Genomic DNA, 15,075 nt, shown 5'->3' on the forward strand with positions numbered 1-15,075 from the left:
TGAATAGAGTATTTCATAAAATAATATAAGAACAGTAACGAAAGTTATGGTTTGTGCAGTTAAATTAGTCAATACGATGATGGCTAATATAACTAACAATAATGATGTAAAAATTTCTATCATTTATTATGAACAAGGTTGGTAACAATATGTTAAAACAAATCAGGCTGGATAAATATCTTGCAGATATGGGGATAGGTACCAGAAGTGAATTAAAACTATGGATACGTAAAGGTAAAGTCAAGGTAAATGGTACTATATGTCCTAAGCCCGAATTTAAGATTACAATCGATAATGATGAGGTATGCTTTGATGGTAAGGAGATAATCTATCAAAAGTATATGTATTATATGCTTCATAAGCCTGCAGGAGTTGTTTCGGCAACGATAGACAATGTGAATAGAACCGTACTTGATTTGATAACGGACAAGCAAGGTAAGGATCTGTTTCCTGTAGGTAGACTGGATAAGGATACGGAGGGACTGTTGCTCATTACTAATGATGGTGAACTGGCGCATCAATTATTAGCACCGAGAAAACACGTGGACAAAACCTATTATGCGAAAGTCAGAGGTGAAGTCACAGGGGAGGATATAAGAGCTTTTGAAGCAGGTGTTAATATTGGGGAGGATTATATTACTTTACCGGCAAAGCTTAATATCCTAAAGAGTGATTTTGTTTCTGAAGTGGAACTTACCATACAGGAAGGAAAATTTCATCAAGTGAAGCGGATGTTTGAAGCGGTTGGGAAAGAGGTTATATATCTGAAACGGATGAGCATGGGAGGGATATCTTTAGATCCTAAGTTAGCTCCAGGGGAATACAGATTATTAACGGAGAAAGAGATAGAACATCTTAAAAGTAATAACAAATAATAGATTAATTGAAAAGAAATCAAAAATGACGGCTGATCAAAATTGCGATTTTTATTTAGATGATTAACAATATGTAAAAATGATGGATGTTGTTAACAGGAAATGATATTGGATACATTCGTTTGTTTCACTTAATTATTATACATGCAGAGAAAAGATAAGGAGAAATTATGTTAAAAGACATAGATGCAGTAATTTTTGACTTGGATGGCACACTGGTAGATTCTATGTGGATGTGGGAAAGTATTGATATTGAGTATTTAAATCGATACGGGATAGAGCTGCCGAAGGATCTGCAAAAATCCATAGAAGGAATGAGCTTTTCAGAAACAGCGGTTTACTTTAAAAACAGATTTCAATTATTAGATAGTCTGGATCAGATAAAAAGCGATTGGAACAAGATGGCTTGGTATAAGTATGAGAACGAAGTACCAATCAAAGAAGGAGTGAAAGAATTCCTTGAATATCTTAAAGAGGAAGGAATTCCTGCAGGAATTGCTACAAGTAATTCAAGAGAGTTGGTTGATTTAATCATCGAGAAGCATGGATTAAAGGAATATTTCAAATCTATAAGAACCTCTTGTGAGGTAGATAAGGGGAAACCGTCTCCGGATATTTATTTATTAGTAGCGAAGGATTTAGAGGTGAAACCGGAAAGATGTCTTGTATTCGAGGATGTTTTACAGGGGGTTATGGCCGGAAAGAATGCGAACATGAAGGTATGTGCTGTTTACGATAAATATTCAGATAAAGATCAGGAACAGAAAAAAAGGCTTGCTGATTATTATGTACACAGTATGAAAGAGATAGTATTATAGTAATATGTTTTCTGATGTATTTATGATTGTTTCTTTCGTAGACCTAACTTATTCGTTTACTATATAAAATAAAAAGATACCGATTAGGATATAAGAAGCGTATTACTTTCCAATTAATAATCAAGATATGAGGTTTAAAATGAAACAATTCATTGTGAAAGAGAATGAAGCAGGACAGCGTTTGGATAAGCTTTTATTGAAAATCCTTAATAAAGCACCGAAAAGCTTCATCTATAAAATGTTAAGAAAAAAAAATATTGTACTTAACGGAAAGAAAGCAGATGGATCTGAGCTTTTGATGATAGAGGATGAGATTAAACTTTTTTTGGCGGATGATACCTTTTTTAAGTTTTCCGAAACAGTGGCTACTACAGATGTAGAATGGGATCTATCAATTGTTTATGAGGATAAACATATCTTAATTCTTAATAAACCCTTAGGTATGTTATCTCAAAAAGCAGAAAGAGAAGATATCTCTATGGTGGAGCATATTACGGCATATTTATTAAAAACCGGACAACTTACCAAAGAAGATCTTCAAAGCTTTAAACCGGGTGTGTGTAACCGATTGGACCGTAATACTAGTGGATTACTGATTGCCGGTAAATCTCTCTTAGGATTGCAAAAGATGTCCGATATTTTAAAAGAACGGACTTTAGATAAATATTATCTTTGTATTGTATGTGGTAAAATAAGTAGTAAAAAGAGAATAGAAGGCTATCTTTCAAAGGATGAGGATAAAAATGTTGTAAAAATACATTCACAGGAGAGAGAGGCTTCTGAGTATATCTGTACGGAATATGAACCACTACAATATGCCTATGATATAACAGATTATAAAAAAGAGATAATGGAACAGCAGAATAGGCAGAATTATCAGAAAACCAAGACATATACCTTATTGCAGGTGAAATTAATCACAGGGCGTTCTCATCAGATACGTGCGCATCTGGCAAGTATCGGACATCCTTTGATAGGTGATTATAAATATGGTGATCGAAAAGTTAATGATTACTTTAAAAAGAAGTATGGATTAACCCATCAGCTCCTTCATTCTCATCGTATTCTATTTCCTACTATAAAAGGGGAGATGTCCTACCTATCAAAAAAAGAGTTTATGGCGGATATTCCTATGCTGTTTTGTAAAATCAAAAATGATCTGTTCAAATGAAATGAAAATTTCTACATGATTATTTATTTCTAATAATATATTAATATCTACAGCAATATAAAAAATCTAAAGCGATATTTATATCTAACGATATAGGATGTTTCCTATAATTCTTGTTAACTCGTTAAGATGAAATACTATTAAAATAGTAATGCAACAAAATATCAGATGGATAAATTTATACATTTATTTAAGCATATAGCCAATGAAAAAAGTATACTTCTTCACTGATTTATATATGGAAAGGGGTTTTTATATGCCTTCATGGAATTCAAGAGGACTGAGGGGTTCGATGCTGGAGGAATTAATTAATCTCACGAATACGAGATACCGTGAGAAAGAATTAGCGTTAATTCAGAAAGTTCCCACACCAATCACGCCAATTAATATAGATAAAGATAACCGACATATTACTTTAGCATATTTTGAGCAGAAGAGTACCGTCGATTATATCGGTGTGGTACAGGGGATACCGGTTTGCTTTGATACAAAGGAATGTGCGGTTGATACCTTTAACATAGGTAATATTCATGAGCACCAAATTGAGTTTATGAAGGAATTCGAAGCTCAGCACGGAATTGCTTTTTTGTTAATTTATTTTAAAAAAAGAGACATCTATTATTATCTGACTTTTGAACGTTTACTAACCTTTTGGAACAGAGCGTTAAACGGTGGCAGAAAAAGCTTTCGATTTGATGAACTGGATCTTACATATCAGATACCGATACAAAACGGTATCTGCGTGCATTATTTGGAGGTTCTTAAAATAGATTTAGAGAGAAGAGAGTAAATTTTCATAATATTGGTTGACATAGTCAAATGAATGAACTATAATGGAAAAACATATTAGTATGGTAGCGAATTATCACGTTACCATACTAAAGTTCTAATTAGGGTATATTTTCTTAAGAAGTACATACGTTATCCTTGAAATAAATAAAATAGAAAACAATACTAGGAAATATAAAATTAATAGAACATTATGTTAAAGAAGCAATGTACACAATGAAAAGGAAAGGCTTGGTGGTATCATGAAGGATAAACTATTACATACGCCGGAAGGTGTCAGGGACATTTATAATCAGGAATGCGAAATAAAATTGAAGTTGCAGAACAATCTGCATCAGGTCCTGAAGCATTTTGGTTTTCGGGATATCCAGACACCTAGCTTTGAATTTTTTGATATATTCAGCCAGGAGAGGGGAACGGTTGCCTCTAAGGACATGTATAAATTCTTTGACCGAGAAGGTAATACCTTGGTTTTACGACCGGATATTACGCCCTCTATTGCCAGATGCATAGCAAAATACTTTAAAGAAGAGAATATGCCAATTCGCTTATGTTATATGGGTAATACCTATATTAATAATGTCGGATATCAGGGTAAGTTGAAAGAGGCAACTCAATTAGGAGCTGAATTGATTAATGATGACAGCATCGATGCAGATGCCGAAATGCTGGCTTTGACGATTGAATGTCTTTTGCAATCCGGTTTAAAGGAGTTTCAATTAGAGATCGGTAATGCGGATTTTTTTCGTGCTTTAATTGAGGAGGCCGGTTTTGAAGAGGAAGATGATGTTACCAACCTCCGTATACTTATTGAAAATAAGAACATGTTCGGTGTTGAAGAAATAATTATGGCAAAGGATATGAGTCCGGAGCAGAAGGAAATATTCTTAAAGCTACCGGAGTTGTTTGGCACCTTGGATATTTTAAAGTATGCGAAGGAACTGACCAAGAATGAACGGGCAGTTCATGCTATCGAAAGATTGGAAAAACTGTATGAAATTTTAACGCTATATGGATTTGAAAAATATGTCTCCTTTGATCTTGGAATGTTAAGCAAATATAACTATTATACAGGAATCATCTTTAAAGCATATACCTATGGAACCGGAGATGCCATAGCAACCGGAGGCCGTTATGATAATCTGGTTGGCCAGTTTGGAAAGACAGCACCGGCAATCGGGTTGGCTATTGTAACGGATCAGTTAATGCTTGCTTTATCCAGACAAAAACTGTTACAGGAACCAGAGGCACAGGATACTTTGATTTTATATACGAAAGACTACCGAAAACAGGCAATCGCTTTGGCTGGTCACTTTCGTAAGGATGGAATAAATACATTACTACAGTTGTCGTATGATAATCTACAGCTACAAGAGCTGATTGATTATGGGAAACGTATGAATTTTGGAGGTATCTTACAGCTGAACAGTGACACTGAGATTAAAGTAATTGATATAACCACTGGTGATATGAAATCAGCCCAGCTGAAGGAGTTTCTTACTTAGTAAATTGAATGATGTATGAGTTGATTTTTGACTGAAATTATTGAAAGGATGGGATGGATGAGATATATTACAATGGCTTTGGCAAAAGGCCGATTAGCGTTAAAAACTATGGAAATCATGGAAAAGATAGGTATATCCTGTGAGGAGATCAAGGATAAATCCTCGCGTAAACTGATCTTTGTGAATGAAGATTTGAAGTTAAAATTTTTCCTGGCAAAAGCTAGTGATGTTCCTACTTATGTAGAATATGGTGCTGCAGATATTGGAGTGGTCGGAAAGGATACCATTCTTGAAGAAGGCAGGAAGATGTATGAGGTAGTGGATCTGGGTCTGGGAAAATGCCGTATGTGTGTAGCAGGTCCGGCATCAGCCCGAGAGCTTTTACATCATGGTGAATTGATACGGGTAGCGACCAAATATCCAAATATCGCGAAGGATTATTTCTATAATAAAAAGCATCAGACCGTTGAAATTATCAAATTGAACGGTTCTATAGAACTGGCTCCGATCGTCGGTTTATCGGAAGTAATCGTTGATATTGTAGAAACCGGATCAACCCTAAGAGAAAACGGGTTGGAGGTATTGGAAGAAATCTGTAATATATCTGCCAGAATGGTCGTTAACGAAGTTAGTATGAAGATGGAAAATGAACGTATTACCAAAATCATTAAAGATCTAAAGGCTGTATTATAATCTTTGTTTGAAAGAAGTGCATTAGATTTAAGTTAAATATAATCGCATATAATAATCACATTCATAGTAACTAAAAGGTTTAATATTGTAGCATGGATAAAATATAACGAACATATCATTCATATTCTGAAAGGGTTGGGGAAGATGAGAATTATCGAGCTTAATGAAACAACAAAAAAGAATATATTAGAAAATCTGTTAAAGAGAAGTCCGAAACAATACGGAGACTACATTGAAGTAGTAGATAATATCTTAAAAGAGGTTCAGGATCAAGGAGATCAGGCAATATTCTCTTATACAAAGAAGTTTGATAAAACGGATATTAATCAAATAAACTTGAAGGTAACAAAGGAAGAAATCGAAGAAGCATATCAGAAAGTGGACGAAAAGGTACTGGATGTCATTCGTAAGGCAATTAAAAACATTGAAGCCTTTCATAAGAAGCAAAAGCAATACAGCTGGTTTGATACTTCGGAGGATGGATCCATCCTTGGACAGAAGGTGACACCACTTTCCATGGTAGGAGTTTATGTACCCGGTGGAAAAGCGGCATATCCTTCCTCGGTATTAATGAATGTAATTCCGGCTATTGTTGCAGGGGTAGGTCGTATTATCATGACAACCCCGCCGGATAAAGAGGGAAAGGTAAATCCCGGTACTTTAGTGGCTGCGAAGGAAGCAGGAGTGACGGAGATTTATAAAGTCGGCGGAGCTCAGGCGATTGCTGCACTGGCCTTTGGAACAGAAAGCATACCTAAAGTGGATAAAATTGTAGGACCGGGCAATATCTATGTAGCCCTTGCAAAAAAAGCGGTATACGGCCATGTAAGCATTGATTCTGTTGCCGGACCCAGTGAAATATTGGTGTTGGCAGATGAAACCGCCAATCCTAAGTTTGTAGCAGCGGATCTGTTGTCTCAGGCAGAACATGATGAATTGGCTTCCTCAATTCTGGTTACCACCAGTAAAGAATTGGCAAATCAAGTATCTGTGGAAGTGCAAAAATTCGTAGACCGATTGCCCAGACAAGAGATTATGCAAAAATCCCTAGATGATTTTGGATATTTATTAGTTGCTAAGGATATGAAAGAAGCGATTGAGGTAACGAATGAGATAGCTTCCGAGCATCTTGAGATTATGACAAAGGATCCCTTTATGGTTATGACCAAGATAAAAAATGCCGGCGCAATTTTTATTGGCGAATATTCCAGTGAACCTTTAGGAGATTATATGGCAGGACCAAATCATATTTTACCAACCAATGGTACGGCTAAATTCTTCTCCCCTTTAAGCGTAGACGATTTTGTTAAGAAATCCAGTATTATTGCTTATTCCAGAGAAGCTTTAGAGCCTGTCTATAAGGACATAGTTACCTTTGCGAATTCGGAAGGCCTTACTGCTCATGCTAACTCCATAGCCGTTAGATTCGAATAGGACTAAGTATGAAATTTATAATGTATACGATTAAGCATAAAATATTTATTGTTCAATTAAGTTAGTGATAATGACTTTGTATAATTTAAATTGAGTTTGACATTTTTTTCACTTATTGTATAATTATATAAAACAGAAAGGATGTACCATATGGAGAATAGAAGTGCCGTAATTAACCGTAAAACCAAGGAAACCGATATTAATCTTGAATTGGATATCGATGGATGCGGTAAAACCCAGATAGAGACCGGAATAGGTTTCTTTAATCACATGCTGGACAGCTTTGCCAGACATGGTTTCTTCGATCTAAAACTAAATGTTAAGGGTGATTTGTATGTGGATGCCCATCATACAATTGAAGATACCGGCATTGTCCTGGGTCAAGCGATAAAAAACGCACTAGGATCGAAACAGGGTATCAAAAGATATGGCTCATTTATCTTACCAATGGATGAAGCTTTGGTTTTATGTGCCATTGACTTATCCGGACGGCCCTTTCTGTCCTATGAACTTGATTTTACCGTAGATAAGATAGGTTATATGGATACTGAACTGGTGAGGGAATTTTTTTATGCTGTAAGCTATAATGCAGGGATGAATTTACATATTAAGATGTTAAGCGGTTCAAACAATCATCATATTGCAGAAGCTGCATTTAAAGCCTTTGCCAAAGCTTTAGATGAAGCCAGTATATTGGACACTAGAATACAAGGTGTATTATCTACCAAAGGATCGATTGACTAAAAATTACAATATAGAAAGGCATGGTTAAAAGATGAAATTATTTCCGGCTATTGATATAAAGAATGGACAGTGTGTCAGGCTTCGTCAGGGAAGCTTTCGAGATATTTTAGTATATTCTAAGATGCCACTAAAAATAGCAAAAAAATGGGAAGCTTGTGGAGCTTCCTTTATCCATATTGTAGACCTTGACGGAGCCTTAGTAGGGCATTCCGTGAATGATGAAGTTATAAAAAGCATTGTAAAAGAAGTAAAAATACCAATTCAGGTCGGTGGTGGGATTCGGACCATAAAGGATATAGAAAATAAGCTTTCCTTAGGAATAGATCGGGTTATTATCGGGACGAAAGCCGTGAAAGATCCGGGCTTCATTAAAGAAGCGGTACTTACCTTTGGAGCAGATAAGATCATTATCGGAATTGATGCTAAGGACGGTATGGTTGCCATTGAAGGTTGGGAAAAGCTAAGCAATTATCAGGCGGTTTCCTTAGCCCTTGACATGAAAAAAATCGGAATCAATACGATTGTTTATACTGATATATCAAAGGACGGGATGCTCCAGGGACCAAACACAGCCCATACCAAAGAAATGGTAGAAGCAACCGGTTTGAATATTATAGCCTCCGGTGGAATTTCTTCTTTGAAAGATCTGGAAGTACTGCAGGAAGCCAGAGTGTACGGCGCTATTATCGGAAAAGCATTATATGAGAATAAAGTAGATTTAAAAAAAGCTGTTACTATGTTTGAGAAGTAAGGCTTCAGGAGGTTACTATCATGTCTTATAAAAAAATTATACCCTATATTAACGCAGAAAACGAAGTTCTTGCCAATGTTACAGAATTGGCAAAAGAATACTCCTATGGGGGAGCCGATGAATTACTTATTTATAATTATTCAAAGGATGAAAAATCCAGGGAGGAGTTTCTGTCACTTGTTAAAGAAATTTCGAGATTAGTCGATATTCCTCTCATCATCGGTTGTCATATTAACCGAATGGAGGATGTAAAAAAGGCGCTATATACCGGTGCTTCCTCCGTATTAATTCGATTGATGCAGCTGAAGGATCAAAACTTAATAAAAGAAGTTTCTAACCGCTTCGGTTCTGATAAAATCATGATTGAACTTGATATGATTGAATATATTGATAAAAACGATAAACAATTATTAAGTTATTTAAAAGAACAAGGGGTAGGCAACCTATTATTTAAGCACGTAGCATTGACATCGAAAGTTTTAGAAGTGATTCAAAATGCCCCGATACCTGTAATCATTAGAGATAGCTTAGTAAGAAATGATATCGGTAGCCTTATTTCTCTGAATAATGTAATCGGAGTGGCAACCAACTTCTATGAAAATAAAGATATTCTGAAAGCGAAGCATGCTTTAAAGGAAGAAGGAATCAGTGTTAATACCTTTGAAAGTAAGCTTCCTTTTTCCGCATTTAAAACAGATGACAAGGGTCTTATTCCTGTAATCACACAGGATTTTAAATCCGGTGAAGTATTAATGCTTGCGTATATGAATGAAGAAGCTTATAATAAGACTATTGCCGGTGGCAGGATGACATACTGGTCAAGAAGCCGGAATTGCTTATGGTTAAAGGGAGAAACTTCAGGTCATTTTCAATATCTGAAAGAATTATCCTTGGATTGTGATAAAGATACTCTCTTAGCCAAAGTTTTGCAGATTGGTCCGGCTTGTCATACCGGAAGTAAAAACTGCTTTATTACAAATCTGATGGAGAAGGAACATAACAGTAAAGATCCTTTCCATGTATTCCAGGATGTATATCAGGTTATAATGGATCGTAAGTTAAATCCGAAAGAAGGTTCTTATACGAATTACTTGTTTGATAAAGGACTTGATAAGATTCTAAAAAAATGCGGTGAAGAATCAGCAGAAATCATTATTGCGGCTAAAAATCCGGGTGCAGAAGAGCTGCGTTATGAGATCGCGGATTATTTATACCACATGATGGTACTAATGGCGGAGTGTGGACTTGACTGGAAAGATATTACCCAGGAATTAGAGCATAGAAAATAAGCAGTTGTTTTTATAAAAAAACGTAGTAAAATATAGTTACGAATTTTTGTTCTATTACAAGAATAAAAAGGAAATTCCCTATATAGGAGGCAAAGACAAGTGCAAAAATATGGTGTTAACGAACTGAGAAAAATGTTTTTGGAATTTTTTGAAAGCAAGGGACATCTGGTGGTAAACAGTTTTCCGTTGATCCCACATAATGATAATAGTTTATTATTAATAAATTCCGGTATGGCTCCGCTGAAGCCTTATTTTACCGGGCAGGAGATTCCGCCTAGAAATCGGATGGCAACCTGTCAAAAATGTATTCGTACCGGAGATATTGAAAATGTAGGTAAGACAGCCAGACATGCCACCTTTTTTGAGATGCTTGGTAATTTCTCTTTTGGAGATTACTTTAAGCATGAAGCTATCGCATGGTCTTGGGAGTTTTTAACCGAGATTGTCGGACTTGATAAGAACAGGCTTTATCCATCCGTTTATGAAGAAGATGATGAAGCCTTTGAAATCTGGAATAAAGAGATTGGTATAGCACCGGAAAGAATATATCGTTTGGGTAAAGCGGACAATTTCTGGGAGCACGGAGCAGGTCCTTGTGGACCCTGTTCTGAAATCTATTATGACCGCGGTGAAAAATACGGCTGCGGCAAAGTTGGTTGTGAAGTGGGCTGTGATTGTGACCGCTTTATCGAGGTATGGAATAATGTATTTACCCAGTTTAATGGGGACGGTAAAGGCAAATATACAGAACTTGAAAGCAAGAACATTGATACCGGTATGGGTCTGGAAAGATTAGCGACGGTAGTTCAGGATGTCAGCTCTATCTTTGATATTGATACCTTTAAAGCAACCCGTGATAAAGTATGCCAAATTGCTAAAGTAAGTTATCAGACGAATCCGAAGACGGATGTATCTATCCGTCTGATCACTGATCATATCCGCTCTGTTACTTTTATGGCATCGGATGGTATCATACCTTCCAACGAAGGTAGGGGTTATGTATTTCGAAGACTACTTCGTCGTGCTGCCAGACATGGAAGATTACTGGGTATCGAAGGCAGCTTTTTAGCAGAACTTGCAAAGACGGTTATCTTAGAATGTAGGGATGGTTATCCTGAATTAGAAGAGAAGAAAGAGTATATCTTAAAACTTTTATCCATTGAAGAGGATAAATTTAATAAAACGATTGATCAAGGCCTTAGCATCTTAAGTGATATGGAACAGGAATTAGAGAAAAGCAATTCCAAAGTCCTTTCGGGTGAAGATGTATTCAAACTTTATGATACCTATGGCTTTCCTATTGACTTAACAAAGGAAATCCTAGAAGAGAAGGGTCTTGAAGTGGATGAAAATGGCTTCAAAGAGGCCATGGAGGTTCAGAGAGTAACCGCGAGAAGCGCTAGAGGAACTACGAATTATATGGGAGCAGAAGAAACGGTTTATCAGCAGATAGATCCGGCAATTACTTCGGAATTTGTTGGATACGATAACCTATCTTATAGCTCAGAAATAACAGTTTTGACAACTGATACAGAACTGGTTGATGAACTGGTAGCTGGCCAAAAAGGTACTATAATTGTTAAGGAAACCCCGTTTTATGCAACTAGCGGTGGCCAGGCAGCGGATAGTGGTGTTATTATTACAAAGGATGCCCGTTTTGAGGTAGAAGACACCATAAAACTACAGGGCGGCAAAATAGGTCATGTGGGTACCGTTATACAGGGGATTTTTAAATTAAATGATCAGGTAAGCTTACAGGTTAATGCAGCACAAAGAGCCGCAACAGCGAAAAATCATAGTGCAACTCATCTGCTACAGAAAGCTTTAAGAACGGTACTTGGAAGTCATGTGGAGCAGGCCGGTTCCTTAGTAACAGAGGATCGTTTGCGTTTTGATTTTACTCATTTTTCTGCGTTAACACAGGAGGAAATTGAGAAAGTAGAAGCCTTGGTTAACGAACAAATCGATCATAATATTTTAGTATATACCCAGATTATGAATATTGAGGATGCGAAAAAAGAAGGAGCTATGGCATTATTCGGAGAAAAGTACACGGATAATGTACGCGTTGTAACCATGGGTGAATACAGCAAGGAATTATGCGGAGGAACTCATGTGGCAACAACGGGAGTCATCTCTGTATTTAAGATATTGTCAGAGACTGGTATTGCTGCCGGAGTAAGAAGAATTGAGGCTCTTACTGGCAATAATGTATTCGCATATTATAAGGAATTGGAAAATGAATTAGCATCAGCTTCTAGGGCTGCAAAAGCAGAACCTGCACAATTAACCGGTAAAATAGAAGGTTTCTTAGAAGAGATTAAAGCCCTTCGCTCGGAAAACGAAAAGCTTAAGTCCAAATTAGCGAATAATTCTTTAGGTGATGTAATGAATCAGGTTGTTGAGGTGAAGGGTATTAAATTACTTTCTGCTAAAGTTCCTGAGCTTGACATGAATGGTTTAAGAAATCTTGGTGATCAGCTGAAAGATAAATTGGGTGAAGGAGTTATCGTACTGGCTTCCTCAACGGCGCCGGACAAGGTAAGTCTACTTGCCATGGCAACGGATGGTGTAATGAAGCAAGGCGCCCATGCCGGTAATCTGATTAAAGAATTAGCAGCTTTGGTTGGCGGCGGTGGCGGCGGTAGACCAAATATGGCACAGGCCGGCGGTAAGAATGCAGCAGGAATTGATGCAGCAATCGCGAAAGCAAAAGATGTTTTAAGTAGTCAATTACAATAATTCCAGATATAGGATAAGCAACAGGTTTTCCTGTTTTCAATTGAAAAAGCAGTTGACGAAATTGTAAAATATGTTATAATCATTTTAGTGCTATTCAAAAAATACCCAAACAGTTGTATACGCACAATACACAACTGGAGGGAGGTTAGGTGTGAGACGATGTCAAATGTAGTTGTTAAAGATAACGAAACATTAGATAGTGCTCTCCGCAGATTCAAAAGAAACTGCGCGAAAGCCGGTATCCAACAGGAGATCCGTAAGAGGGAGCATTATGAGAAGCCCAGCGTAAGACGTAAGAAAAAGTCTGAAGCGGCTAGAAAACGTAAATATTAATTAAAATCAGCACCACCCGTCAAACGGGTGGTATGCTCTGAGGCTATAAGCCTCTGTTACCGGCCAGCGCCTAAAGACGCTGGCTTTCACTTTGTTCAAGCCACTACGCCATTGTCTCCTTTGCCGCCCCTGAAGGGACGAACTGACTACCGGCTACCCCTTAAAGGGGTCCTCATATTCTTTTACACTTAATTTATCACGTAATATATCTTGCTTTTCTTGGTCTTGTATATACTTTTTAATGGTTGCCTCATTTAGTCCTACTGTGCTGACATAGTAACCTTCTGACCAAAAATGTCTATTTCCAAACTTATATTTCAAGTTTGCATGCTTGTCAAAAATCATTAGTGCGCTTTTTCCTTTTAAGTATCCCATAAAACTTGAAACACTATATTTAGGTGGTATACTCACCAACATATGGATGTGATCGGGCATTAGATGCCCTTCTATAATTTCCACTCCCTTGTAAGAACATAATTGCTTTAATATATCTCGAATACTTTCTTTGTATTGATTGTATATTATTTTTCGTCTATACTTAGGAGAGAACACAATGTGGTACTTGCACATCCATTTTGTATGTGCTAAGTCATTCGTTTTGTTTGCCATGAAATCACCTTTCCTTTGTTATAGTAGTAGCCTGAACAACTCTATTATAACTGAAAGGTGATTTTTTGCTATAAGCAAATGGCCAACCACCCGCATAGCAGGTGGATTTATGCTTCGCATAGCTCATTTCTCTTTTGAGAAACTCGCTTTATGCTCAACAGGCTAAAGCCGTATTTAAAGACTTCCAATGAATATCATTGGAAGTTTTTTGCGAGTTAAATAATTTCATGTTATGTAGGGGCATATGAACATATTTTATTATAGGGGCATATTTTCATTATCCCCTCTGAAGATTTCCTGATCCGCTCGCGCCAGTGGTCCCTATGTAGAGCAGGGACCCACTGACAGGCGCATAGCTACTCAGTAAATCTCATAGGGGAAGAATGAACAATATGCCCCCTTTCATTTATTGGCTAAGAAGTTATTATTTACAACATATTTTCATTATCTCTCTGAAGATTTCCTGATCCGCTCGCGCCAGTGGTCCCTATGTAGAGCAGGGACCCACTGACAGGCGCATAGCTACTCAGTAAATCTCATAGGAGAAGAATGAGCAATATGCACCCTTTCATTTATTGGCTAAGAAGTTATTATTTGCAGCATATTTTCATTATCCCTTTGAAGATTTCCTGATCCGCTCGCACCAGCGGTCCCTAAATAGAACAGGGACCCACTGACAGGTGCATAGCTACTTAGAATATTTCTTCGGAGAAAACATTTCATATGCCCCTTTTCATATATTGGATAAGAAGTTATTGTTTACAACATATTATTATAGCCTCTGAAGATATCCTAATCCGCTTGCGCCAGTGGTCCTTTTCATTTTTTATTAATTGTTTATTTTAAATTTTCCTGACGAATAGTCTACATAGAGAGAAAAAAACATATATTATTAACAGTATCTGCTAAGGATTTAAGGGGGCTCCCATGGGCAATAACTTGAAATCAACCCATAAAAAATTTAAAAAGAATTCTAAGAATACATTATACCAAGGCTTAGACACGAAAAAGAAAGCAAAATCCAGTCAAAAATTATCTTGTCTTGAGGAATTATCGAATCGTCTTAATCTTCCGGCTGATATTTTAGCCGGGGCTCCAATTATTACTGCTACCGGTAGAAATGAAATATGTCTGGAAAATTATAAGGGTATTATTGAATATAACGGAGATTTAATTAAGGTTCAGACGAAGGCATGTAAAATATGCATTGAGGGTAAACATTTAAATATACTCTATTTTACAGAAGATGAGATGCGTATTACAGGGTTCATTCAAGCTATTTACTACCAATGATAGATAGATTTAAATGTTGGAGGTTATCA

The 15,075-nt window shown here is 36.8% G+C and carries 14 protein-coding genes; 13 read left to right on the forward strand and 1 reads right to left on the reverse strand.

The window, feature by feature from the left end; genetic code table 11:
- The first annotated feature begins 128 nt into the window (after window positions 1–128).
- The 12 genes from I5677_RS11085 (at window position 129) to rpsU (ending at window position 13,144) form a co-directional block, all read left to right on the forward strand.
- A complete protein-coding gene (locus I5677_RS11085; RefSeq protein WP_243456573.1) occupies window positions 129–875 on the forward strand; it encodes a pseudouridine synthase in 747 nt (248 codons plus the stop codon).
- 167 nt (window positions 876–1,042) lie between these two features.
- A complete protein-coding gene (locus tag I5677_RS11090) occupies window positions 1,043–1,693 on the forward strand; it encodes an HAD family hydrolase (RefSeq protein ID WP_408632537.1) in 651 nt (216 codons plus the stop codon).
- Between the two features lie 139 nt (window positions 1,694–1,832).
- Window positions 1,833–2,864, forward strand: a complete 1,032-nt coding sequence (locus I5677_RS11095) for an RluA family pseudouridine synthase (protein ID WP_197661656.1) — start codon at window positions 1,833–1,835, stop codon at window positions 2,862–2,864.
- A gap of 256 nt (window positions 2,865–3,120) precedes the next feature.
- Complete coding sequence (locus I5677_RS11100; RefSeq protein WP_197661657.1) at window positions 3,121–3,654, forward strand: Holliday junction resolvase RecU; 534 nt, start codon at window positions 3,121–3,123, stop codon at window positions 3,652–3,654.
- 241 nt (window positions 3,655–3,895) lie between these two features.
- Window positions 3,896–5,158 carry an ATP phosphoribosyltransferase regulatory subunit gene (gene hisZ, locus I5677_RS11105; RefSeq protein ID WP_197661658.1) on the forward strand — a complete coding sequence of 421 codons (1,263 nt, stop codon included), beginning with the start codon at window positions 3,896–3,898 and terminating at the stop codon, window positions 5,156–5,158.
- 57 nt (window positions 5,159–5,215) lie between these two features.
- Window positions 5,216–5,851 carry an ATP phosphoribosyltransferase gene (gene hisG, locus I5677_RS11110; protein WP_197661659.1) on the forward strand — a complete coding sequence of 212 codons (636 nt, stop codon included), beginning with the start codon at window positions 5,216–5,218 and terminating at the stop codon, window positions 5,849–5,851.
- A gap of 144 nt (window positions 5,852–5,995) precedes the next feature.
- Window positions 5,996–7,285 carry a histidinol dehydrogenase gene (gene hisD, locus I5677_RS11115; RefSeq protein ID WP_197661660.1) on the forward strand — a complete coding sequence of 430 codons (1,290 nt, stop codon included), beginning with the start codon at window positions 5,996–5,998 and terminating at the stop codon, window positions 7,283–7,285.
- Window positions 7,286–7,435: 150 nt separating this feature from the next.
- Window positions 7,436–8,029, forward strand: a complete 594-nt coding sequence (gene hisB, locus I5677_RS11120) for an imidazoleglycerol-phosphate dehydratase HisB (RefSeq protein WP_197661661.1) — start codon at window positions 7,436–7,438, stop codon at window positions 8,027–8,029.
- A 31-nt stretch (window positions 8,030–8,060) separates the two neighbouring features.
- A complete protein-coding gene (gene hisA / locus I5677_RS11125) occupies window positions 8,061–8,780 on the forward strand; it encodes a 1-(5-phosphoribosyl)-5-[(5-phosphoribosylamino)methylideneamino]imidazole-4-carboxamide isomerase (protein ID WP_197661662.1) in 720 nt (239 codons plus the stop codon).
- 20 nt (window positions 8,781–8,800) lie between these two features.
- The gene (hisIE, locus tag I5677_RS11130) at window positions 8,801–10,069 is read left to right on the forward strand and encodes a bifunctional phosphoribosyl-AMP cyclohydrolase/phosphoribosyl-ATP diphosphatase HisIE (RefSeq protein WP_197661663.1); all 1,269 of its coding nucleotides are present in this window, start codon (window positions 8,801–8,803) and stop codon (window positions 10,067–10,069) included.
- Window positions 10,070–10,168: 99 nt separating this feature from the next.
- The gene (gene alaS / locus I5677_RS11135; RefSeq protein ID WP_197661664.1) at window positions 10,169–12,811 is read left to right on the forward strand and encodes an alanine--tRNA ligase; all 2,643 of its coding nucleotides are present in this window, start codon (window positions 10,169–10,171) and stop codon (window positions 12,809–12,811) included.
- Between the two features lie 159 nt (window positions 12,812–12,970).
- Window positions 12,971–13,144: a 30S ribosomal protein S21 gene (gene rpsU / locus I5677_RS11140; protein WP_197661665.1), complete on the forward strand. Its 174-nt coding sequence runs from the start codon at window positions 12,971–12,973 to the stop codon at window positions 13,142–13,144.
- A 153-nt stretch (window positions 13,145–13,297) separates the two neighbouring features.
- On the opposite strand, the gene tnpA is transcribed toward rpsU, so the two are convergent.
- On the reverse strand, window positions 13,298–13,753 hold the full coding sequence (tnpA, locus tag I5677_RS11145) for an IS200/IS605 family transposase (protein ID WP_197661666.1): 456 nt from the start codon (window positions 13,751–13,753) through the stop codon (window positions 13,298–13,300).
- Between the two features lie 927 nt (window positions 13,754–14,680).
- Between tnpA and I5677_RS11150 the strand changes: the two genes are divergently transcribed.
- Window positions 14,681–15,046 carry a YabP/YqfC family sporulation protein gene (locus I5677_RS11150; protein WP_197661667.1) on the forward strand — a complete coding sequence of 122 codons (366 nt, stop codon included), beginning with the start codon at window positions 14,681–14,683 and terminating at the stop codon, window positions 15,044–15,046.
- The last annotated feature ends 29 nt before the right edge of the window (window positions 15,047–15,075 follow it).

It is taken from the genome of Mobilitalea sibirica (genome assembly GCF_015999265.1).
In the GTDB taxonomy this organism is placed as follows: domain Bacteria; phylum Bacillota; class Clostridia; order Lachnospirales; family Lachnospiraceae; genus Mobilitalea; species Mobilitalea sibirica.